This window comes from Pseudoalteromonas fenneropenaei, assembly GCF_042643375.1.
Taxonomy (GTDB): domain Bacteria; phylum Pseudomonadota; class Gammaproteobacteria; order Enterobacterales; family Alteromonadaceae; genus Pseudoalteromonas; species Pseudoalteromonas fenneropenaei.
On the sequence record NZ_JBHRSD010000039.1, the window covers coordinates 104,890 to 127,222 of the forward strand.

20 protein-coding genes are annotated in these 22,333 nt (G+C 47.1%); 11 read left to right on the forward strand and 9 right to left on the reverse strand.

The window, feature by feature from the left end; translation table 11 throughout:
- Positions 1-26 precede the first annotated feature (26 nt).
- The 3 genes from ACFOEE_RS18080 to ACFOEE_RS18090 form a co-directional block, all read right to left on the reverse strand.
- Positions 27-1,082 (reverse strand): hypothetical protein, encoded by a 1,056-nt coding sequence (locus ACFOEE_RS18080; RefSeq protein ID WP_377127665.1) that lies wholly within the window; start codon positions 1,080-1,082, stop codon positions 27-29.
- 230 nt (positions 1,083-1,312) lie between these two features.
- On the reverse strand, positions 1,313-1,486 hold the full coding sequence (locus ACFOEE_RS18085) for a TIGR04149 family rSAM-modified RiPP (RefSeq protein ID WP_377127668.1): 174 nt from the start codon (positions 1,484-1,486) through the stop codon (positions 1,313-1,315).
- 92 nt (positions 1,487-1,578) lie between these two features.
- Positions 1,579-2,697: a M20 family metallopeptidase gene (locus ACFOEE_RS18090; protein WP_377127671.1), complete on the reverse strand. Its 1,119-nt coding sequence runs from the start codon at positions 2,695-2,697 to the stop codon at positions 1,579-1,581.
- A 246-nt stretch (positions 2,698-2,943) separates the two neighbouring features.
- On the opposite strand from ACFOEE_RS18090, the gene ACFOEE_RS18095 reads away from it, so the two are divergent.
- The 3 genes from ACFOEE_RS18095 to ACFOEE_RS18105 all read left to right on the forward strand — a co-directional run bounded on the left by ACFOEE_RS18095 (position 2,944) and on the right by ACFOEE_RS18105 (position 7,950).
- Positions 2,944-3,891, forward strand: a complete 948-nt coding sequence (locus ACFOEE_RS18095; protein WP_377127674.1) for an ATP-grasp domain-containing protein — start codon at positions 2,944-2,946, stop codon at positions 3,889-3,891.
- Positions 3,892-3,894: 3 nt separating this feature from the next.
- Positions 3,895-5,280, forward strand: a complete 1,386-nt coding sequence (locus ACFOEE_RS18100; protein ID WP_377127677.1) for an ATP-grasp domain-containing protein — start codon at positions 3,895-3,897, stop codon at positions 5,278-5,280.
- Between the two features lie 69 nt (positions 5,281-5,349).
- Positions 5,350-7,950: a M14 family zinc carboxypeptidase gene (locus ACFOEE_RS18105; protein ID WP_377127679.1), complete on the forward strand. Its 2,601-nt coding sequence runs from the start codon at positions 5,350-5,352 to the stop codon at positions 7,948-7,950.
- A gap of 78 nt (positions 7,951-8,028) precedes the next feature.
- Here ACFOEE_RS18105 and ACFOEE_RS18110 read toward each other — a convergent pair whose 3' ends face one another.
- The 3 genes from ACFOEE_RS18110 to ACFOEE_RS18120 are packed head-to-tail and all read right to left on the reverse strand — an operon-like array spanning position 8,029 to position 10,506.
- Positions 8,029-8,508, reverse strand: coding sequence for a DUF3299 domain-containing protein (locus ACFOEE_RS18110; protein WP_377127682.1), 480 nt, complete (start codon positions 8,506-8,508; stop codon positions 8,029-8,031).
- A gap of 13 nt (positions 8,509-8,521) precedes the next feature.
- Positions 8,522-9,790, reverse strand: a complete 1,269-nt coding sequence (locus ACFOEE_RS18115; protein ID WP_377127685.1) for an ABC transporter permease — start codon at positions 9,788-9,790, stop codon at positions 8,522-8,524.
- Positions 9,787-10,506, reverse strand: a complete 720-nt coding sequence (locus ACFOEE_RS18120; protein ID WP_377127688.1) for an ABC transporter ATP-binding protein — start codon at positions 10,504-10,506, stop codon at positions 9,787-9,789. The genes ACFOEE_RS18115 and ACFOEE_RS18120 overlap by 4 nt, the downstream gene beginning before the upstream one ends.
- A 219-nt stretch (positions 10,507-10,725) precedes the next feature.
- On the opposite strand from ACFOEE_RS18120, the gene ACFOEE_RS18125 reads away from it, so the two are divergent.
- The 5 genes from ACFOEE_RS18125 to ACFOEE_RS18145 all read left to right on the forward strand — a co-directional run bounded on the left by ACFOEE_RS18125 (position 10,726) and on the right by ACFOEE_RS18145 (position 16,128).
- Positions 10,726-11,826 (forward strand): phosphoribosylaminoimidazolesuccinocarboxamide synthase, encoded by a 1,101-nt coding sequence (locus tag ACFOEE_RS18125; RefSeq protein ID WP_377127690.1) that lies wholly within the window; start codon positions 10,726-10,728, stop codon positions 11,824-11,826.
- Between the two features lie 122 nt (positions 11,827-11,948).
- On the forward strand, positions 11,949-12,593 hold the full coding sequence (locus tag ACFOEE_RS18130) for a methylamine utilization protein (protein WP_377127693.1): 645 nt from the start codon (positions 11,949-11,951) through the stop codon (positions 12,591-12,593).
- On the forward strand, positions 12,583-14,910 hold the full coding sequence (locus ACFOEE_RS18135) for a bifunctional diguanylate cyclase/phosphodiesterase (protein ID WP_377127696.1): 2,328 nt from the start codon (positions 12,583-12,585) through the stop codon (positions 14,908-14,910). Before ACFOEE_RS18130 ends, ACFOEE_RS18135 begins: the two co-directional genes overlap by 11 nt.
- Positions 14,897-15,718 carry a DUF3034 family protein gene (locus ACFOEE_RS18140; protein WP_377127699.1) on the forward strand — a complete coding sequence of 274 codons (822 nt, stop codon included), beginning with the start codon at positions 14,897-14,899 and terminating at the stop codon, positions 15,716-15,718. Before ACFOEE_RS18135 ends, ACFOEE_RS18140 begins: the two co-directional genes overlap by 14 nt.
- On the forward strand, positions 15,718-16,128 hold the full coding sequence (locus ACFOEE_RS18145; protein ID WP_377127701.1) for a group I truncated hemoglobin: 411 nt from the start codon (positions 15,718-15,720) through the stop codon (positions 16,126-16,128). Before ACFOEE_RS18140 ends, ACFOEE_RS18145 begins: the two co-directional genes overlap by 1 nt.
- Here ACFOEE_RS18145 and ACFOEE_RS18150 read toward each other — a convergent pair.
- Positions 16,118-17,071 carry a glycosyltransferase family 9 protein gene (locus tag ACFOEE_RS18150; RefSeq protein WP_377127704.1) on the reverse strand — a complete coding sequence of 318 codons (954 nt, stop codon included), beginning with the start codon at positions 17,069-17,071 and terminating at the stop codon, positions 16,118-16,120. The two genes, ACFOEE_RS18145 and ACFOEE_RS18150, sit on opposite strands and share 11 nt — an antisense overlap.
- A 122-nt stretch (positions 17,072-17,193) precedes the next feature.
- Between ACFOEE_RS18150 and ACFOEE_RS18155 the strand changes: the two genes are divergently transcribed.
- On the forward strand, positions 17,194-18,027 hold the full coding sequence (locus tag ACFOEE_RS18155) for a sulfurtransferase (protein WP_377127707.1): 834 nt from the start codon (positions 17,194-17,196) through the stop codon (positions 18,025-18,027).
- Here ACFOEE_RS18155 and ACFOEE_RS18160 read toward each other — a convergent pair.
- A complete protein-coding gene (locus ACFOEE_RS18160; RefSeq protein WP_377127710.1) occupies positions 18,024-18,371 on the reverse strand; it encodes a DUF5522 domain-containing protein in 348 nt (115 codons plus the stop codon). The genes ACFOEE_RS18155 and ACFOEE_RS18160 overlap by 4 nt on opposite strands.
- Before the next feature lie 32 nt (positions 18,372-18,403).
- Here ACFOEE_RS18160 and ACFOEE_RS18165 point away from each other — a divergent pair, with 32 nt between their 5' ends.
- A complete protein-coding gene (locus tag ACFOEE_RS18165) occupies positions 18,404-18,742 on the forward strand; it encodes a hypothetical protein (protein ID WP_377127713.1) in 339 nt (112 codons plus the stop codon).
- 4 nt (positions 18,743-18,746) lie between these two features.
- Here ACFOEE_RS18165 and ACFOEE_RS18170 read toward each other — a convergent pair whose 3' ends face one another.
- Positions 18,747-19,715, reverse strand: coding sequence for a class 1 fructose-bisphosphatase (locus tag ACFOEE_RS18170; protein WP_377127715.1), 969 nt, complete (start codon positions 19,713-19,715; stop codon positions 18,747-18,749).
- 155 nt (positions 19,716-19,870) lie between these two features.
- Here ACFOEE_RS18170 and ACFOEE_RS18175 point away from each other — a divergent pair, with 155 nt between their 5' ends.
- On the forward strand, positions 19,871-22,300 hold the full coding sequence (locus ACFOEE_RS18175) for a zinc-dependent metalloprotease (RefSeq protein WP_377127718.1): 2,430 nt from the start codon (positions 19,871-19,873) through the stop codon (positions 22,298-22,300).
- Positions 22,301-22,333: the final 33 nt, after the last annotated feature.

The window sequence follows — 22,333 nt, forward strand, 5'->3', positions numbered from 1 at the left end:
TGCTGGTGCGAGTTTGCCAACTTCTTTTAGCTGGCGATAGTAAAGGTTTGGGCGGTTTGGGTGATGACTTTGCCGCTCTTATCCAGTACCTCAATCGCTGAAGGCGCACTCACTGTACCGCGGACCGTAAATTCAATCGCATCTGCAGTCCAGTTACTGCTGGCGGTAACAGTGCCTTCACCTGATACAAACTGCAATTTACCGCCATCACTTTGCAAGAATTGACCTTGTAGTTTATACGTGACGCTGGTTGCAAGGGCGGAGCCTGAGTCCACCACTTGGTTATTGCTGGTGTCGATGACATCGTAAATGACAGGGGTTTGGGTGAGTAAACCGCTGAGCCAATTGACCAATTGCAGATAATCCGGATCTGAATTAACGGAATCGAGATCGCTGGCGTAGTTTTTGATAAAGGTGGGCGTCACAAACATATAAGTATCTTTGTGGAGTGTCCACTTAGTGCTTACTGAGGATTCGCTAAAACAGGGGCCAAGCTTGAGCTGCTGTTTGTTTTGTTCGCAATCGGCATAAACCACAATGGCGCTGACACTGGGCATACCAAACAGGTATTCGCAGACAAACACAATATTCCCGACTTTGCTGTTACTGCTACTTTTTGAGCCGGAGATATTTAACCCTTCTTTACCAATCGACGACACCATCGCAGAGGCAAAGCTCATTTCCCCTGTGCCAGTTGCCAAACCTAACAGTGACTCAATAAGTTCTTTGGAGAAATCGGCGCCAAAACTGCTCGTTTGATAACTGACATCTTCCTCAGTGACATGGACAAATAAGCCTGAGCCGCTAATGATATTTTGCAGTGCTTGATAGTTATATAAGGAATACGGCTTGTTGGTATCGGGATTAATTGTGGTCGTAATGGCGCGCGACATACCCGCAAAAAATACCGCGACTTCGGCAAATACTTGTTGCACCGACTCAGACAGAGGGGTACTGGCATCCACAGTGCTGGACATCATGATATTGCCGGTTTCATTGAAGATATAATATTTGGTTGCTTCAACATTATTGGGGTTTTTAACCGCGGGTTTAAGCGGTACGGTTTGATCTTGCGTGGCCATGTACTTTCCTTATTTTGCTAACAACTTACCGCGATTTATTGAGTAAACAGCGAATAGAACTAAGAGCTTAGCAAAGAATTATTAACGCACAAGTTACAATCTCCCGGGTGGAATATTTCATTTAACGCGGTTTTTGTATGGCTAAGAGTGTGGCACTTGGTTCGAATGCGCGGGCACTTCATTAAATAAGGTTGCCGTTACCGCGGGCAACCTCAGTGATAGCAGCAGTATTAGCAACCATCAAAAGTTGGGCAGCGATAAAGTGGGCAATTGGTTAAACACGATATACATGTCATTGCCGGATTAGTATAAGTTCCGCCCGCAACATCAGCGGTTTGTTGCTTATTGAGGTTGTTGTTGCTGAGGTTTTTCAGTTGCTGTTTTTTTATTTTGTTTAGTTTCATGATTTATGCTCCTTATTTGTTATTGGCAAGACTAACTTTGCATATCTTTAAAATTTTGTAAAATGAGTAAAGTTAAAGTGTTGCAAATGCGCCTATGCCGTCGGCTGTACCTCGTCCTGAAAACACAGTGCAGTAAGAATTTGTGTCATTTGTGCAATGCGCTTGGTAAAACTGGATTTTAACGCTCGTTCATGAATCGTATGGTCGCCATCACCATAAGGACCAAAACCATCTAAAGTGGCCACCCCTGCGCCTGCAACGATATTGGCATCCGATACGCCACCGCGTTTTTCGGTCAATAGGGGCTCTTCAAGTATGCTATTTAGCTCTTGTAGTAAGGCACTTTGTGCTTTGCTCGGTTCCATAGTTGGGCGCTGCAAGCCGCCGCTTAAGGTGATTTTCACGCCGGTGATTTCAAGCGCCATACAAATATCTTCAATACTTTGCAGTAAGCGGCTTTGCTCAATATCTGAGGTAAAACGTGCCTCGACAATGAGGCTGGCTTTTGGTGAAATGGTATTTGCGCCAATGCCACCTTGCATTTTACCGACGTTAACTGTGCTGCCTTTACTCAGCTCGGTTAAGTTACTCAGCTCTATCAGTAAATTAGCTGCTGCATAGTTGGCATCAATACCATCGCTATAATGATTGCCAGCGTGCGCCGCTTTACCTTCGATATTAATTTCAAAGGTTGCGATACCTTTACGGCCAATCACCACTTCATGGTTTTTCCCTGCTGCTTCAAATACAAAGCAGGCATCATAATTTTTAGCTATGTGGGCCGTGAGGTGTTTGCTGTCATCACTGCCGATCTCTTCATCACTGACCAAGAAAAAATCGATATTATAGATTTGCCCAAATTGGCTTTTCAGTTGGCGTAGCGCCTGTAGCGCGACAAAGTTACCGCCTTTCATATCGCACACCCCTGGGCCATACACCCATTCTTCGTCCATACGAAAGTCCGTAAAAGTATCGGGTGGGAATACCGTATCTAGGTGGCCCAATAATAAGATTTTGCGCCCTTCATTGCGTGGTGAACGAAATAGTAAATGGTCACCGATATGATCGCGCTGATAACGCGTCAGGCTCATGCCGAGCGGCTGTAGCAACTCAATCATTAGCTCGCCATGTTTATCGACACCAGCTTTGTTTTTGCTGTACGAGTTACAGGCCACTAAGGTGGCCAATTCAGAAAAGTTGAGAGTATCCATATTGCTTCCCTTTCAAACATTGCGCCCATCCTCGCGATGCAGAGTTGCAATTCAGTGAAGCTTTTATGAACAGTTTTTGTGAGCGGGAATTGTTCAAAAAGTTGTCACACAGCAGTTTGTAAAATAGCCAGTAGCAAATTATGACCCCAGCTTGGTTTAGATCAGAAGGTTGAGTCTGAAATGGTTAGGGTTACACGTTTAGCACTTGGCACAGCGCCGAAAGTGCAAGGAACCAAGGAGATTTAGATGACTTACCCCAATGGCAACCCACAAGTTGGGATCTGGATGTATCAAAATAGTGGTGGTACTGCGATTGAAGCCAAGCTGGTCGCGGCGTTGGCAGAGCGTGGTATAACTGCGGTTACCGGTCTTAACTTACGTGACGCCAGAGCACTTGGTGGCCGTATTGTCTGTAACGGTGTCGAGATGGAAAACCTCGCCGCGTTTTTAAGCTATAACGCGGGTGAACAAAGCCAGTTTCAAGTGTATTTATACCAAGTGCTGAGCCAGTCCATTCCAACCATTAACGACTTTAACGCCTTTGCGTTAGCTGAAGATAAATTCCGTACCTCACATTGGTTAACTCAGCACGGTATGCAAACGGCGGATTATCGTCTTTGTCACAAACATGATATGGCTGGGCTGCGTGAGGCCTTACATGAGTTTGGTGGAAAGTTAGTGTACAAACCAACGGATGGTTGGGGCGGCGTTGGTATAGTGAAAATCGACAGTGAGCAAGCACTGAATATGCTGACCCCGTTTTTAACTCGCACTGATTTACGTTACTTCTATGTTGAGCGTTTTATTAATTACGACAATACCGATTACCGTATTGATGTGGTCGATGGTCAAGTAGTCGGTTGTTATGGCCGCAAAGCCCCAAAGGATGATTGGAAAACCAATATTACCAGTGGTGGCACTGTGTTTGTGCGTGAACTTAACGACGAAGTGGCCGAGCTCGCGATTAAAGCTACACAACTGCTCGGTTTGGATATTGCGGGTGTAGATATTATTTATGACCGCGAACATGAGCGTTATGTGGTGTTAGAAGTGAATACCATTCCCGCCTTCGCCACTCCAGAGCAAGAAGCCTTGGGCATTAATTTCAATGCTAAAAAAATCGACGCTATGGTGGGTTTGATTGAAAAGCGCGTGCGTAATCAGTTAGCCAAACTTAACACTAAGGTGGCCTAACGGATGAAAACCTCACTTCCTAAAATCGGCCTGTTATATTTGGACTATGTGCTGCGCTTTTTTGATAAATCTAATTTCAAAGGCTGGCCAGATAAAATTGAAACCGTCACTTACCATTGGGGCAATGATAAAGCGCGCTTTATTACTGAGGTAAAAAGTAAGCAAATCGACGTGTTGATTGGCAACATTCCCGCTACCGCGTATGAAACCTTCCGCGATATCGCCAGAGCTTTGCCGAACGTGCGCTTTTTGCCATCGCTAGATAGTCAGTTTTCCAATAAATCAAAAGAAAACGTCACCCATTTTTGCCGCAAATATCATTTACCAACACCGCACACGGAGATTTTTTATATTCCAGATAACGCGGAGCAATATTTGCGTAAAACGACCTATCCAAAAATCATTAAACGTTCTTATGGCCCTTCTAACTACGGTGGCTACTTTGTGCATAAAGTTGATAGCCAAGCCGAAGCCATGCAGCTGCTACGCGATAAAAAATATTATCCGGTGTATGTGCAAGATTTTATACCCATGGAAGCGGATATCCGGGTGATGTTGGTTGGCCATAAGCCAGTGTGTGCGTTTTGGCGCCGCCCGCCAGAAGGGGAGTGGCTCACCAACACCAGCCAAGGTGGCTCGATGGATTATCAAGCTGTGCCTAAATCAGTGCTGGCGCTCGCCACTCGTGCCTCTCGGGCGGCCAATGCGGAATATTGGGCCTGTGATATTGCGCTGGGTAAAGACGGTAAATTGCGCATTTTAGAGTGTGCTACTGCGTTTGCGGCTTTCCCTTATATTCGTGATTGGATTGGACAATATCTCATGTGGTTATTGTCCGATGGGCGATTCCGTAAGCCAAATATTCCACTCTACAATTGGGAAGAGCTGGGCAAAATAGATTCGCGGATGCTGCGTACCATGCGCCATATTGGGTTTTCTCGTTATACCCCAAGCCAAGATTGTGGCGAGCAATTTGGCGAGCAGTTTAGCGACATGGACGAGCAGCAATTTCCTTTACTGGGTAACGACCCTCATGCTGGCGAAGAATGGCCCAGTGAAGTGTGGAACTATCAAGACAACTTCGTACTAAAAGCCAAAACCGTTGCGGCCAAAGTTGTGTTGCCTGTGGCTGGCAGCGACGAGCAAGGGCAACCCTTGGCGAACTTTGCTGGTGCTGAGTTTGATGCAGCGGCACTGCGCTCGCTACTTAGCGAAGTAAAAGGGGTGGGCGAGAAAATGCTCGACGAAATGTTTGAGTTATTTGGCGTCGCTGGAATTGTTGAAGCACTGAATCACGACCCTTATCGCTTATGCGAAGTGCGCAATCTAAAAGAGAAAAAACTCGAGAAAATCGTCCAACATTGGCGTGCTCATTTTACTCCGGCTTAATGTCCAGAGGTGGTGGGCATTTGCCCACCGCTTGGCATGGCCCCTGCGAACCCAACAGGAACTCAGGCTATGAAAATTCAATATACTTCCTATCAGGAAACCATCGCCTTTTTACAACGTGTGATGAGTGCTCATCCGCATTTAATTCGCTTGCAAAGTATCGGCGATACATGGGAAGGGCGGCCGATTATGCTGGTGACCATCTCGTTAGATGTGACCTATGCCGACGATAAACCGGCGCTACTCTATACTGGCTCGATTCATGCCAGAGAGTGGATAGGTAACGAGCTGGCGATTAAGTTTATCCAATATGTGGTCGACAACTATCGCTTTAACCCTAAGCTGCAAAGCGCACTGACTCGCAATACTTTGTATATGGTGCCGTGTTTAAACCCCGATGGTTTTGAGTATTCGCGCAATCACTTTTCGTTTTGGCGTAAAAACCGTCGCAACAATGGCGATGGCACGTTTGGTGTGGATTTAAACCGTAATTTCGATGCTAAGTTTATGCGCAATCAAAATACCGCCTCGAATACTTATGGTGGCCCGCACGCCTTTTCTGAGCCAGAAACCTGCGCCATTCGCGATTTTGTTGAGCGTCACAGCAATATTCGGATTGCGCTGGATTATCACTCGCAAGGTAATGTATTTTTCCCCGCGCATAAGTTTAATCACGAAGTGGAAATAGAAGGCACAGATCTCAACGTGCTGTGTGCCAACATGAACTATGAGATCAAAAAAGTCACTGGTCGTCAGTATGGTATCCATCGTGGTAAACCTCCCGCACAGCTGATTCAAGGCAGTGGCCGAGAGTATTATTATCGTAAAGGCATTATTGCCACAGTAGTGGAAGTCGGCACTCGCAATATTCCTGACTATATGAAAAATATGGCTGAAAGCATTGCTGAGAACATTCCCGCTATTCAATATGCACTGAGCGAAGCGATTAACTACTCGCAGCTAGCACCGAAACGCCCTGAAGCCTTTACCATTAAACAAGTGAATCACGACAGTGTCGAGCTGGAGTGGCAGTTTGCCAGTCGTGATGATATTTATTTTGAAGTGTATCGCAGTGAGCACAATAAAAGCCCTTGTGGTGAAGAAAGCTTAGTAGCAATCACCAAGTCGCTGTCCTTTACCGACAAGCAACTGAAAAGCGGTCACTTTTATTTTTATAACCTACGTGCGGTAGATAAAGTCACTAAGATCAAATCGCCTTTTAGCCCTGAACTGCGGTTAAAAACTCGCCTTGCACGCCATGAATGTGCACGGACATTATTCCCGACCCGTGACAATATTGGCTATTTATCAAAGCTTAATCAAAGCAAAAACCGTGAGCATTTTGGCTATAACTCGATGTTTATTGGTATCGATAAACAGCGTGGAGTGAGCATTGGGGTGGTGCAGTTTGACCTTTCCACGATTCAAGAAGGGGCGAGCATTCATAGTGCGCAGTTTTTTCTTTATCCGATGAATCGGGTGGCGGCAAAAATAGAAAAATATGGTGAATGGTCGGTGTCGATTTTAGATGCGCAAAGCATCACCGATATCTATGATTTTGAGCAAGTGAATAGCGCCAAAGCGCTACACACCTTAGGTCACACCATTGAATCAGACAAAATGACCCAAGGGATCTGGCTGAAATGGCCATTTAACGGGGTGGAGCGCAGTTTGCTCACTGAGCTTATTGCGAGTAAAAAATTGCTACTGCGCATTCAAGGACCAAAAACGCTACCGCTTGGCAACGATTCGCAAATTATGCAGTTTGATATTGGCTATGGGCCATTCGGCTGTGGTTTGCACTACCGACCCAACTTAGAATTGGTTTATCAGCTGGAGGAACAAAGCGTCAAATTACGACCCAGTGCCTGCAACACCATCTACAAAGATAAAGTGGTGCCAGATAAGCTGGCGTCCGGCTTTGATGACCAAGGCGAGATTGTCTATGGGCAAATGGCGTTTGCGCTGAACATTGACCTTAATGCCGAAAAAACCGTGTTTACCGGCGCGCGCTTAACGGTACGCAGCAGTAATGCCATAGCCTCAGCCAAAGATGTGCGCTTTACCATTGAGCTGGTGGAGCTGAAAGATGTGGATTTTGCCCATGTGAAGCAGCGGCAAAAAATCGAATATATAGGTTATGAAGTCAGTAACGAGCAGCTCAAAGAGCGCGCGGTGCATCACTTTAACTTTGATAGCTTTAGCTTGCTAGAGTTAGAGCGTTTGTTTCAGGCCAAACGACCGTTTTATTTTATTATCCGTGCCACTGCCGAGTCCAAAGCTACCGATGCTTTAGTGCAGTGGACCAGCTGCCAAGATGAAAAGCCTGCCGAGCTTACCATTCGCTATATTCAGCGGCGTAAAACTGCCTTGCCTAAACCTACCAACTTACAAGCGCAAACCGACAATGGGGTGGTGAAACTGACTTGGAGCAACCCTGAGCATGAAGACTTTGTCGGTAGCTTTGTGGTGAGAAACCGTTTTCATGCACCGCGTTCACCCTTTGATGGTGTGAAACTCTATGGCGGCAAAGACGGATACACCTTAGATAATTTTGGTAACCCTGTGCTCGGTAAATACTACGCCGTATTTAGCTATGACGATGTGCCCAACTACTCAGAGCCTTTGGTATTGCATTACCAAGGCAAAGAGGAGTTGTTAGATGAGTAGGGTGTAGTTGAAGTTTAAATTGACACAAAGCGTTCCTTTGGCACCTTGATTGATGGCAAAGGAACTCTGCTGTAGATATTAAAGCTGAAACGGTGCGACGCCGACGGCTTCCATGGTGTAGCCGGTTTGCGCCAATTCCCCTTTCCACGTTTCGACTTTTAAAGTGCCAGTCACGCTGATGGCATCATAGAGGCTTTCAATAGGCACACCGCCTTTGATTTTAACATGGACGATTTGGTTTGGTGGTGGCGGCGGCACATGAATACAGGCTCCAAAGTAAGGTACGAGTAAAAACTCGGTGATGATTTCGCTGTCGCCTTCAAGCGGTACTACAAACCCAGGTAGTGTAACCATTTTGCCGTTGAGTTCGGGCACTATCGGTGCGTCTAAATCGGGTTGCACCCAATTTTGCTCAGCGCCTTCATGGGATGCAGCTGCTTGGTTGCTGATCTGTATGTGGCCTTTAGGAATTAAGTCTTCCCAGAATAGCTCTTTGGGTGGTTCGGCCAAACTGCTGGTGGCAACAAATAGCAGTAGTGCGGTGAGAATATGCTTCATGATGTACGACCTTTTAAAGTTTAATGCTCATGCCATCGGCAAGAGAATAAAAATAGGCTTTTAACGCCGGCACTAAGCCCATCAATGTGCCCGCTGTGATGATGAGGGCAATCAGCCCCATTTCATTGTGGCTAAGTAAAGTAAGGCTGAGATTAACGCCAAATTGGCTTTGCATAAAGCCTTCTGTGCTAGCAACTAAGAGATAAAATAGCCCCACTCCAAGTGCACAACCTAAACTGGTGATAAGCGCTGCCTCAGCAGTAAGCAACAGCACAATATGCCAAGGGCGTGCGCCCACTGAGCGTAAAATGGCAAGTTCGCGACGGCGCTGCGCCAGTGACGCCAGCATAGTGGTAAGCATGCCAAGTAGGCTGACAATCACCACAATAGCAGAAAACAACATGAGCAATTTTTCAACCATACTTAACATGGTCCACAAATCACGTAAGGTGACGGTGGGCATAATGGCGAGTAAGGCTTCATGTTTATATTGATTAATATTGCGCCGTACTTGCAAGGTATAAAGTGGTGATTCAAAGCCTAATAAAAACGCCGTGATTTGAGTCGGCTCGCCAATTAAGTCCGGCGTTTCGTTATGTTGGTGGTCGTCTTCGTGATGTTCATGTTCATGCGGTGTTGACGAGGCCTCGTTATGTAAGTCGGCAATGGCCCGCAGTGGAATGTGTAGCGTTTTATCTACTGGGGTACCAGTTGGCTTTAATATTCCGACCACAGTAAGTGGATGGGCATCATGATGATGAAAACTGGTTTTCCCCATACCATGGGAAACCACAATTTTATCACCGAGCTGATACCCTAATGTTGCCGCGACTTCGCTGCCAAGCACGACTTGGTCGGCCTGTTGGAACGGGCCACCTTGCGCAAAACTAAGCAGTTGTTTTTTACCATAGCGATAATGCTGAAAATAACTGCTGTCGCTACCAAGCACCGCAAAGCCTTTGTGGCTATCCCCTAAACTGAGCGGAATTGCCCATGCCACGCCTCGTTGTGAGGTGATATCGAGATAGCTTTGCCAAGATACGCCGTTATTGGTGTAGCCGATACGAAAGACAGAGGCGAGTAACAGCTGAATATCGCCAGTACGCGCGCCAACAATTAAATCTGTGCCAGATAAGGTATTGCTAAAGCTTTGTTTGGCCTCCACCCGCACCCGTTCAATACTGAGCAATAGCATACAGCTGATGGCAATGGTCAAAAGTGTCACTAAGACGCTCGACTTGCGGTTAAAAGTGCTTTTCAGCGCTAAGGTAACAAGCTTCATTGCGCTTCCTTATTGTTGTTTATAGGCTCACTGCTGGCTGCTTGATTAAGCGCAAGTAAACTCACGCTGTTATCAAACAGCGGGGCAAGGCTGCGGTCATGGCTAACAAACAAGATGGTTGCATCATAACGTTTGGCTTGTGAGAACAACAAATTAATAAAGGCTTCGCGGCTGTCGCTATCAAGGGCAGAAGTGGGTTCGTCGGCAATGATCAGTTCCGGCTCGCCTATCAGCGCACGTGCAGCCGCTACCCGCTGCTGCTGACCAATACTCAGCTCGGCGACAGAACGCGTCCAAGTGCTGGCATCTAGGCCAAGTTCAGTCAGCAAACGCTGTGCTTCTGCTTGGCAACTGCCGCTAGTGGCTTTAGCCTTGCGGCTGCGCAAAGTAGAAAAGCTGCAACCGAGTAAGACGTTTTCCAGCGGATTTAAGTACGGCAACAAATTAAAATTCTGGAAAATCGTGCCAATATGGTCAGCCCGGAAGTGGTCGCGTTTGGCTGCAGTGAGCGTGTTTAATTGACGCCCTAACATAGTGATAGAACCTTGTTGCAAGCCGTGAATACCCGCCAGTAAGCCAAGCAGGGTTGATTTGCCACTGCCACTTGGGCCGTACAAAAACAGCTTTTCGCCCTTGGCGAGCTGAAAAGACTCAATCACTAAAGTGGGCGAGGGCTGTGACGGCCACTGAAAATGTAGATTACTCGCGGTTAGCATAACGATTCCAAAACACGAAATTGCCCCATGCTACCTGAGAACGGTAGAGGGCAACAGTACCCTGCGGTTAACGCCAAAAATTTGCGTTTTAGGTGCGCTTATCAGTACGCCAAGCGGGCAAACAATTGTGATTTTACCCTCGCTCGACTATTATACACGCCTCTAACCCCCTCATTATTTTGTGCCCTTTAGCAAGGCACAGCCATTTCTGGAGATACAATGAGTAGCTACAAAGTTTTAGACGTCAACGACGACCTGCCAATTCGCACCAAAGGTGCAGTACACAGCGGTAAAGTACGTTCAGTTTATTGGTTGACCGATGCTGACAGTGCCCGCTTAATCGCTGAAAAAGGCTACAAAGTACCTGAAGGTACTGAGCTGGCTATTATGGTGATCTCAGACCGTATTTCCGCGTTTGATTGTATCTGGCAAGGCGAAAATGGCCTCAATGGCGTACCGGGTAAAGGTATCGCACTGAACAGTGTGGCCGCGCACTGGTTTAAATTATTTGATGCAGCTGGCCTTGCTGGCAATCACATTGTAGATATTCCACACCCTTATGTGTGGATTGTGCGTAAAGCCAGCACGGTGCGAGTGGAAGCGATTGCGCGCCAATATATTACTGGCAGCATGTGGCGTGACTACAACAAGGGTGTACGTAACTTCTGTGGTATTGATTTACCAGAAGGCTTAACCGCCAATCAGAAATTGGCCGAGTTACTCATCACGCCATCGACCAAAGGGATCATTACCGGTGTGGCAGAGGTGCCTGCACAGGACGATGTAAACATCACGCGTCAAAATATCCTCAATAACTTAACGGCGTTTAATTTTAAATCTGCCGCTGATGTCGATAAATATGAGCAACTGTTGACTGCAGGTTTTAATGTGATTGCTGCGGAGCTGGCGAAACTAGACCAAATCTTTGTTGATACCAAGTTTGAGTTTGGTTACGTTGAAGATGTCGATGGAACTGAAAAACTGATTTATATCGACGAAGTGGGTACTCCTGATTCATCACGGATTTGGGATGGTGCAGCCTTCCGTGACGGCAAAATTGTTGAGAACTCGAAAGAAGGCTTCCGCCAATTGCTCATCAATACCGTGCCTGACAGCGACGTATTGTTAAATAAAGACCGTATGCCGGAGCGTGAAGCATTGGCTACAGGGTATAAACTACCAGAAGCTGTGATGCTTGCTGTATCAGAGACTTATGTGGGCATTGCCAGCAAGATTGTCGGCCATACACTGACTATCCCAGCCGATCCTCGTAGTGAAGTCATCGCTATTCTAGATCAGCAATACGGCTTAATTGACTAATTAGGCAACAAAATCAGTGGGGGAGCGCGGTTTTTTTGCGCTTTTCCCGCATCCCTCTTGCAATTGTTCGGCAAACCTCTTTTACTTAGTACATTGCACTTCAAACAAAAATAGAGCCTAGTATGCGAATGCAGTTGAGCAGGTGGCGCGACTGGGTGTGCGGTATTGCCCTGAGTGTTGCGACCACTTCTTATGCACACACATTATATGTGACTGATGCGCAAGGCGCCCCACTCGCTGGTGTGGTCGTCGAGTTAGTTGGTGATACCACCCCTGCGCCAGCCGTGAATGCGATTATGGATCAAGTAAACCAGCAGTTCCAACCCCATGTGTTGGTGATCACCGCAGGTCAGGCGGTGAGTTTTCCTAATAGTGATGATATTCGTCATCATGTTTATTCATTTTCTAAAACCAAACCCTTTGAACTGCGTTTATATCACGGTACGCCGGGCGCGCCTTTGACCTTTCCAACCGCTGGGGTTGTGGTGCTTGGCTGTAATATCCATGATTCTATGGTGGGTTATATTTATGTCGCGGCATCTAGTGCAACTTATGTGAGTAATGAGCGTGGTGAAATTAGCTTACCGAGTCTCACTGACACTCAGCAGCTGCGACTTTGGCATCCTCAACAACAAATCGGCGCAGAAGAAGTGTGGACAACCCAATGGCAGCAAATAAAACAACAACAGCCGTTACGCATTGCGACGGTGGCTCCAGCGCCACGTCAGTCGTTTGCGGACAAATTTAAGGGAAATCATGCTCACTAGTTTAAAGCATCGTATCATTGCGCTTTGTATCGGCCTAGTGATACTGACAGCAACAGCCAGCTTAACGGGATTTTGGTGGTCAACTAATCAGTTTAACGAGCGTAAGACTCAAGACGCCATCAATACCGCGCAAAACGTGTATAAGCAGTACCTACAAGCCAAAGAACGTTTGCTGCTGACTGCTGCTAATGTTTTAACTGCGGATTTTGGCTTTAAACAAGCGATTGCAACGCGCGATGCTGACACCATTGCCAGTGCACTCTTTAACCATAGCCAACGTATTGATGCTGAGCTGATGCTGCTACTTGATACGCAAGGCAATTTAATCTCGTCTAATCAGCAAAATATCACCCTGCCGGAGGATACGCCAGCGCTGATGCGTGAGTTGCAGTCGCATAATAATGAATCAACGTTTTTGGTGATAGATAAGGTTTTGTATCAAGCCATTATCCTCCCCGTGAAAGCGCCACGTACCATTGCCTACACTTTGGTGGGCTTTGCCATTACCCCAAAAGTTACCCAAGAACTGCGTGATTTAACCAGCATGGAAGTGAGCATTCTTGCTAAAGTTGACCACTTAACCGTGACCAGTTTGCCAGTGGCAAGCGCAGCCAACAATACTGATTTTGATGTACTCGCCTATATGGACAGCCAATCTGTCCACCGTTTGCTAACGGATGCTCCAGCCTATGCGAATGCAGAATTAGAGCTGCCAGCGCTGCAGGATAACCCAATCAGTGTGGTGTTAAGTGCTGATCTGCGTAACGATTATGCGGAGTTTGATCAGCTGGTTTTGACCATTTTAGGCTTGTCGCTCGCAACGGTTTTAATTGGCTTACTGGCCAGTGGCTTCTTGGCGCGTAATTTGACTCGCCCGCTGCAACAGCTGACCAAAATGGCTAAAGCGTTTGCCCAAGGTAATTATGCTGCCACCATGGCAGAGAAAAAACCAAGCTCAGAAATATGCGCGTTAGTGGACGCCTTCCATGAAATGGGCTCGGATATTCAGTCGCGTGAAGCGCAAATTCGCTTTGCAGCCAGCCACGATAGCCTAACTGGGTTTTTAAACCGCAGCGCTATTTTGGAGACGTTGTCACAGCGTTTACAAAAGCAGCCCAATCAGTTTTTATTGGCTTTAGATATTAAAGGCTTACGCCACATCAACGATAAGTTGGGGCCGCAAATTGGCGACCAATGCATTCAAATGGTAGCCGCTCGGATGCAAGTGATGGCCGAGGGGTTGAATGCGAGTTTTGCTCGCCTAGGCGGCGATGAATTCTTACTCTTGCTAGAAAGTCGTGACGAGTGGCCCGTGGCTCGTTGTGTGGCCGAGTTACAGCGTCATCTTGAGGCGCAGTATGCGGTGCAAGGGTTGGAAATTAACTTACGGTTTAGTTTAGGTGTCGTGGTGGCGCCTGAGCAAGGTGACAATGCCGATGATTTATTACGCCGAGCTTTAATTGCGCTCGACAATGCGGCAGGGGAAGGTGGTCAAGTTTACTATTATCGCCAAGGCGAAGACGAAGAACATCTTGCTCGTTTGCAGTTAATTGATGAGTTGAAGCAAGCGCTGAGCGCCAATGATGGGCAATTATTTATGGCCTACCAGCCTAAGCTCAACATGCGGACACAAGCCATTGATAAAGTTGAGTCCTTGATCCGCTGGCGACGCAATAGCGGCGAATGGGTATCGCCAGAATTGTTTATTGATTTGGCCGAACAATCGGGCTTGATTGTAGAGCTGACACAATGGGTTATCGCGACTGTGGTGGCGCAAATTGCGCAATGGCAAAGCCAAGGGATCACCATGAAAGCGGCCATTAATGTCTCTGCGCAGGATATAGTCGATGAAGCCTTTTTACCCTACTTGCAGCAAATTTTACTGACTTATAAAGTCCCCGCTAAGCTTGTGACTATCGAGCTTACTGAGCGCGACATGATCGAAAACGAAGCCAAAGGTATTGCCGCACTGAAAAGCTTAAAAGAGCTGGGTGTGGTGGTGTCGTTGGATGACTACGGGGTCGGGCAAACCTCTTTAGGACGTTTAAAAATGCTTCCTATTGATGAGCTTAAGCTAGATAAAGTGTTTATCTTAAAGCTCGACGAGTCGCATGAAGATCAATGTATTGTGCAATCAACAATTAGCCTTGGTCATCAGTTAGGTTTTAGCGTGGTTGCCGAAGGGGTCGAAACTAAAGCTACTTTAACGCTGCTGCGTGATATGGGTTGCGACTACGCGCAGGGTTATTATCTCAGTCGGCCGCTACCTGCATTAGAGTTTGGTAAGTGGCTAGGGGAGTATCATGAAGCAGGTTAGTCTCGCGTTATTACTCTGCAGCTGTAGTGGTTATGCAGCCAGTGGCAAAATCCTTGCCACGCCGGGTGTTGCTCAAGTTGAAGGCAGTGGTGGCGGGGGGTTAGTACCTTGGGCGCAATTAGCGGGTTACGCCAGTGAAGACGAGTGGAGCGTCAGTGGCTTTTGTAGTCGCGCAGATGTACGCGACTATCGCTTAGATGTGTGTGGGGTACAAACCAACATTCTTGACCGACTTGAACTCAGTGTTGCTGAGCAACAATTTGCCGTGCCTGCGCTTAACACCGACATTGAACAGTTGGTGTTTGGCGCTAAATTACGGCTGTTTGGCGATATAGTGTATAGCCCTTATCCGCAAGTCAGTGTTGGCTGGCAACACAAACAGCTCCATGATGGCAGTGTTGCAAAATTACTTGGCGCAGAGCGCACCGCTGGGAACGATATATATATTGCGGCCAGTAAATTACATTTGGGCGCAATTGGCGGTTACAACTGGTTTTGGAATGCCACGCTGCGCCACTCTGAAGCGAACCAACTGGGGCTATTAGGTTATGGTGGCGCTAAGTCGCAAAGCAATTGGCTAAAAGAGGCCAGTACCGCAGTTTTCATCACGCCGCACTGGGCAGTTGGTATGGAGTTTCGCGAAAAACCAGACAACCTAGGTTTGGCAGAATCACATTGGCGGGATGTGTTTGTCGCTTGGTTTCCAAATAAAGCGTTTAGTATTACCGCAGCCTATTTAGACCTTGGCAGCATAGCCGGGGCAGATAAGCAAACGGGTTGGTATATCTCACTGATGGGGAGCTTCTGATGAAAGCGGTATTGTTTGCTACGCTGTTATTGGTCAGTGGGTGCCAAACTGCAAGCCCCAGTTTATACCAACAAATCGGTGCCGAGGCTGGTGCCGAACGTTTAGTCGATGCTTTTATTAACCAGATAGGCAATGACGCGCAGATCCTACCATTCTTTGCTAATGCCAGTGTAGCGCACTTTCGCGCTGGTTTCTTAACGCATATGTGTGATGTGTTAGATGGTCCTTGTGAATATCGCGGCGACTCTATGGTGCAGATCCATACTGGAATGGCAATAAAAGAAGCGGATTTTAATCGCGTGGTTGAGCTGTTGATTGCGGCGATGGATGAAGTGGGCATTTCCGTGCCCGTGCAAAATCAAATCCTTGCACGCTTGGCACCGCTGCGCGGTGAAATCATTAAAATTTAGCCAGTTGTAGCTGCGCAGCCGTAATAATCTCGGCTGGTGTTATGGCTTCTATTAATTTTGCATCATCCAAACTGGTGCCATTAGCCACTAAAGCGCTGAAATTCGGCGCTTTTGGAGCTACCACACTCCAAGGTGAAGTCCCCAGACCAACAATGGCAACGCAAGGCGTGTTGCAAGCAGCGGCGATATGCATAGGGCCTGAATCTATACTGATTAGCAATTGTAAGTTACCAACGACGTCAACTAATTCATGTAGTGCGGTTGTTCCAGCAAGGTTACGTACGTTGGGTAGTCCGAGTTTAGTTACAATTGCTTGATTATCTGCCGCTTCACTATTGTCACCTAACAATACAACTTCAGTATTTTTTTGCTCAGCCAGAGCGGCCACAACTTGCTCAGCAAGATGTGTTGGATAATGTCGAAATCCTTTGTTGGTGCCACCAAAGTAACAGCCAATGGTGGTTTTTGCTGCATCAACTAGAGGGCTAGTTTTAGCTTGTAACTGAGGTAAAGCAAATTCAGTAAATGGTGCACCGTGACTCTCATTGACCAGACGGCAATAGCGCTGAATGTAATGGTGATTCTGATTTAGTTTAAGTGCATGGCTTAATAGCGGTGTACGCCCGTTTTGAGCATAACCCACTATGGTTTTAATCCCAGCCAACTTACAGAGCAGAGCTTCACTTAAAGAGCCGCGAAACAATAATGCCAAGCTATAATGCGTGTTGCGCAACAACGCTGCTTTGTGCCATGTCGACGCGCGTTTATCACTATAGCGTTGGTCTACCACAAGGTTAACACCCAGCTCAGGTTGGGCTAAAAGCAGTTGCTCCAAGTAAGGGCGTACCAGTAAGTCTATCCGAGAGTCAGGATAGAGTTTTTTAAGTAACGCAATGGCTGGTAAGGTATTGATCACGTCACCAATAAATTTGGGCAGAACCACTAATATAGGTCCTTGCTCATTACTGGGTTGGATAGCTTTGCTTCGCATACACAGATAGATTAGAGTGAGTTTATCGTTCGATTATACCTGAGCCTTTTCAGGGGTCTACGCTTGGAGCCAAAATGGGTTTTTTGAAGACATGTGAATGGCTAAGTGCACACTTAGCGGATGTGGTGGTTTTAGATGCAGGCTTAGTGAAGCCGGGAGTCACCACGCCATACCAGCCTGAAGCCATTATTGCAGGGGCTAAGCGGTTTGATATCAGTGGCGCATTTAATGCATTTGACAGCACTTTACCCAATACCATGTGTGGTGCTGCGCAGTTTCAAGCGGAAGCGCGACAGTTAGGTATTTGTCAGCAAGATACTATCGTGGTGTACGATGACTTAGGCTTGTTTAGTGCGGCACGTGCGTGGTGGATGTTTAAAGCGATGGGGTTTGAGCAAGTTTATGTATTGGATGGCGGCTTACCTAGGTGGTTAGAGCTCGAGCTGCCGACCACGACTGAATACGCCCAAGTTGCGACTTTAGGTGATTTTGTTGCTCATCCACAAGCCGGTTATTTTATTGATAAAACCGCAGTATTAGCGGCAATTGACGACCCTAATACTTTGCTACTGGATGCGCGTGGTGCTAAACGCTTTAGCGGCGAAGAGCAAGAACCAAGAGTGGGGATGCGCAGTGGTCATGTGCCAAACAGTAAAAGCTTACCTTATGGCCAGATATTAGGCGCCGATGGGTTAGTGAAATCTCCCGAGCAACTGCACGCTTTATTCAGCGCACTGGGTGTCGCTAAGCAAAACTTGCAATTCAGTTGTGGCTCTGGCGTAACGGCATGTGTATTGGCATTTGCTGCGCAGCTTAGCGGATTTAGCCAACCTATGAGTGTATATGATGGATCTTGGGCGCAGTGGGGTGGTGATGCGAGTTTACCGGTTGCAACGGGGGCGCATTAAGTTTGGCGCTCTTTGCGCCAAGGACAATGACGACAACCATTGCCGCAGCAGGCACCGCGACGTAAATGATACCAACGACTAAACACCATAAAGCCTTGCTCGATATCGTAATCTAGCCCCTCAATCAAAGCCTGCTGTTTATAGGGCGCGGCCAAAGTGATTTGCTCTTGCAGTGTTAATTCGCTGCTGGCAATGTAAGCGCGGATAGCTTGCAATAAACAGGTTCGGCATAAGCATCCGGTGGCGTTATCCAAAGGCAAAATGGCTGGCAGCGAAAAACACCAGCAGTCTGTAGGCTGGCATTGTAAAATGGCGTCACAGCGCCGACAGGTTAAGCTGGGCATAATTGGTTTTAATTTAACAAAAAGGGTTTCCGGTGCAGTCTACCACAAGCCTACAAACGGCGATAATGAGCGTTGCCCATTGGCAAACAAATTACCTCGCAGCCATGCAAGTGTTGAGTGCCAACACTGAAACTGACTATGTGCCTTATGTTATTGATAAAAGTTTGGTTTGCTCTGTGCTGCAACGGACTTTAGAGGGTCACATTGACTTTGACGAGCTAGAGCTGTGGGCGAATATTATTGAAGCGCGGCCAGAGTTCGATTGTAGTCAAATTGACGGGGTCATTTACGCTTTAGCGAATGCTGAGCAAATGGGTGAGTTATCAAATGATAAACTCACCCAGCTGCTGACTTTGCTGACACCAAGCTAAGCGCTTACTTATGGTAGCCTAAACAAGCTTCTACTTCGTTTTTTGAACCTAAAATTACCGCTACACGTTGGTGAATTTCTTTTGGCTCAATGTCCAGAATACGTTCCGTACCCGTATGGGCAAGGCCGCCAGCTTGTTCAATTAGCATTGCCATGGGGTTTGCTTCATAAAGTAAGCGCAGTTTGTATGGCTTGTTGGGATCTTTAGTATCTTCAGGATAAGTAAACAAGCCACCACGCGAGAGTACACGGTGCACGTCACCAACCATAGCGGCAATCCAACGCATATTAAAGTTTTTACCACGCGGGCCTGCATCACCGGCAAGCAAATCGGCCACATAGTTTTGCATCGCTGGCGTCCAAAAACGTTGATTTGAGGCGTTGATAGCAAACTCTTTGGTGTCCGCTGGAATGCTGGCAAATTCGTGGGTCAGCAAGAAGCTACCATGGGTTTTATCCAAGGTGAAAATACGCGTGCCTTTACCTGTGGTCAATGCCAACATAGTCGATGGGCCATACAATACATAGCCTGCTGCGACTTGTTTATGGCCCGGCTGTAAGAAAATAGCTGGGTCGTTGGCGTCGGCGTCTTTATCGACCGTCATAATTGAGAAAATGGTGCCAACCAGCGAGTTAATGTCGATATTTGACGAACCATCAAGCGGGTCAAAAGCCACAATGTAAGTGGCGTTTGGGTTACCAGCCACCGTGCTGTCTTCTTCTTCGGAAGCTATTGCTTTAACGTAACCGCTTTCGAGCAGGATGTCTTTTAATAGCTGATTAGACAATACATCGAGTTTTTTCTGAGTTTCGCCTTGAATGTTCTCATCCAAAGTGGAGCCAAGTACGCCAGATAATGCCCCTTGACCAACACGGAAAGAAATTTCTTTACAAGCCGCTAAAATGGTACGAATAAGCGACACCAGCTCGCGAGAGCAGCCGTCTTCAACTAACACCGGTGGGAGTCTACGCATAGTTTATGATCCTGATAACGTTGTGTTTATCGCCGAAAATGTGAGAGAAGCGACAAACCGCGCTGATTTTTCGTCTAAATAGCTGTATTTTGTATACCATCTCCATATACTGGAACAAAATTTCTACTTAAACCTGACATAACAAAGATAAGTTTATGCAAAAAATAACAGTGATAAAACACATGGTCTCAGCTTTGTTGCTGACTATGATAACCCAAGCGCACGCCGCGATTAAGTCAATTGACGAATATACCGAAACATTTAATCGTTTTCCCGGTTTCTATAGCTTTTATGTAGACCCAGCAACAGCAAAAATCTACCTAGATATTGATAAATTGGATAAGCCGTTTTTAATGCAGCACAGTTTGCCGTACGGTGTTGGCTCAAATGACATTGGCCTTGACCGTGGGCAATTAGGTGGCACCTATGTAGTGCAATTTGAGCGCACTGGCGACAAAGTGATGTTACGCGCGCTCAATACTTATTATCGCGCCACAGCCGCTAACCCTGCTGAGCAGCAAAGTGTACGCGAAGCGTTTGCTTCAAGCGTATTACAAGGTTTTAGCGTAGTGGCAGAAGATAACGACAGTGTGTTGGTCGATTACACCCCCTATTTGTTGTCGGATGTCCACGGCGTTAGCCGCAGTATTGAAGCGACTAAGCAAGGCAGCTTTAGTTTAGATGCCAGCCGCAGTGCCGTTTACTTACCGCGTTCAAAAGCGTTTGTAAAAAATACTGAACTTGAAGCGATGTTGACGTTTAAAGGCAACAATCCTGGTGAGTATCTTAAGCAAGTCAGTGCCGACCCGTATGCGTTTACGGTGCACCAGCATCACTCTTTAATTGAACTGCCAGATGACAAGTACACGCCGCGTGTGTTCCACCCACAAAGTGGTTATTGGAGCATCGAATACAAAGACTATTCAGCGCCACTGGGTGAGTCTATGTATGTGCGTTACATTCCGCGTCACCGTCTAGCGAAAAAAGACCCATCGGCTGCGGTGAGTGAAGCAGTTGAACCGATTGTTTATTATTTAGACCCTGGTGTGCCAGAGCCGGTGCGTACCGCCTTATTAGATGGTGCCCGCTGGTGGGATCAAGCTTTTGCCGCGGCAGGCTATAAAAATGCCTTCCAAGTAAAGATGCTTCCTGAAACCGCTGACCCTATGGATGTGCGCTACAACGTTATTCAATGGGTACACCGTGCGACACGCGGCTGGTCTTATGGCGCCTCGGTTATCGATCCGCGTACCGGTGAAATCATCAAAGGTCACGTGACGTTGGGCTCACTGCGAGTACGTCAGGATATTTTGATCGCAGAGTCATTGGCTGCACCGTTTAAACAAGGCGATGAAGTCAACCAAACTTTGCATGCCATGGCACTGGATAGAATTCGTCAGCTCAGCGCCCATGAGATAGGCCATACTTTGGGGATTGCACACAACTTTTCGGCATCTGTGGCGGAGCGTGCCTCTGTGATGGATTATCCGCATCCACTGCTGAGTATCGATGAGGCGGGCAAATTAGATGTCAGCCAAGGTTATGCGCACGATATTGGGGTGTGGGATAAACAGGTCATTAAATATGGTTATGGCGACTTTAGTCAAACTGACGAAAAAGCGGCACTGGCTGCGGTACTAAAAGAAAATCGCGCATTGGGGCTTGAATTCATTTCCGATGCCGACGCTCGTGCAGCAGGTGGTGCGCATCCAACTGCACACCTTTGGGACAATGGTCAAGATCCTGCTGCTGAGCTGCAAAGAGTGCTGGAACTGCGACAAAAAGCGTTGGCGCAATTTGGTATTGAGAATCTTAGAACCGGTGAGGCGTTATCGCAACTGGAAGAGCGCCTAGTACCACTGTATTTATTCCACCGTTATCAGTTAGAAGCGGCGGTAAAACTCATCGGTGGTGTGGATTACGACTACGAAGTGCGTGGTGATGAAACCATCAAAGGTGCACAAGTGGTAAATCGCGAGCTTCAACTCAGTGCATTAAAAGCATTACTTGGTACGCTAACGCCATCACAATTGGCTTTACCTGAGTCGATTTTGGCTTTGATCCCACCTAAAGCTTACGGTGAGTATAAAACCCGTGAAAGCGTAACAGGACGCACTGGGCTTACTTTTGATGCCATGGCGCTACCCGAAGTCGCAGCACAGCAAACTTTAAACTTGCTATTAAACCCAGAGCGTTTAAACCGCCTTGCCCAACAAAAGGCGCGTGATGCGAAAAACTTAGGCTTAGATACTGTGCTACTGCGCACTTATCAGCACATTTTCGACAGTGAAAGCCAAAGTGGCTTAGCGCTCGCTATCCAACAGCGCGTGCAGTTGTTAGCAGCGAAGCAATTTGCCGATTTAAGTATCAGTGACAAAGTGGCACCAGAAGCACAAGCGCAGTTACATCGCTTTTTACGACAATTGGCGGTAATGCCTGAGGGCGCCTCGTTATTTGAAAGTAATAAAGCCGATAAAGCGGCGTTTAGAGTGTATCTGGCTGAACAAGTGCGGGCGTTCTTAAATGAGGGTAAGTGGCCAAGTGGCTTTAAGGCGTTGCCTTTACCACCGGGTTCACCTATTTAACTCTACATCTGATTATGCCTGAGTCTAGCTCTT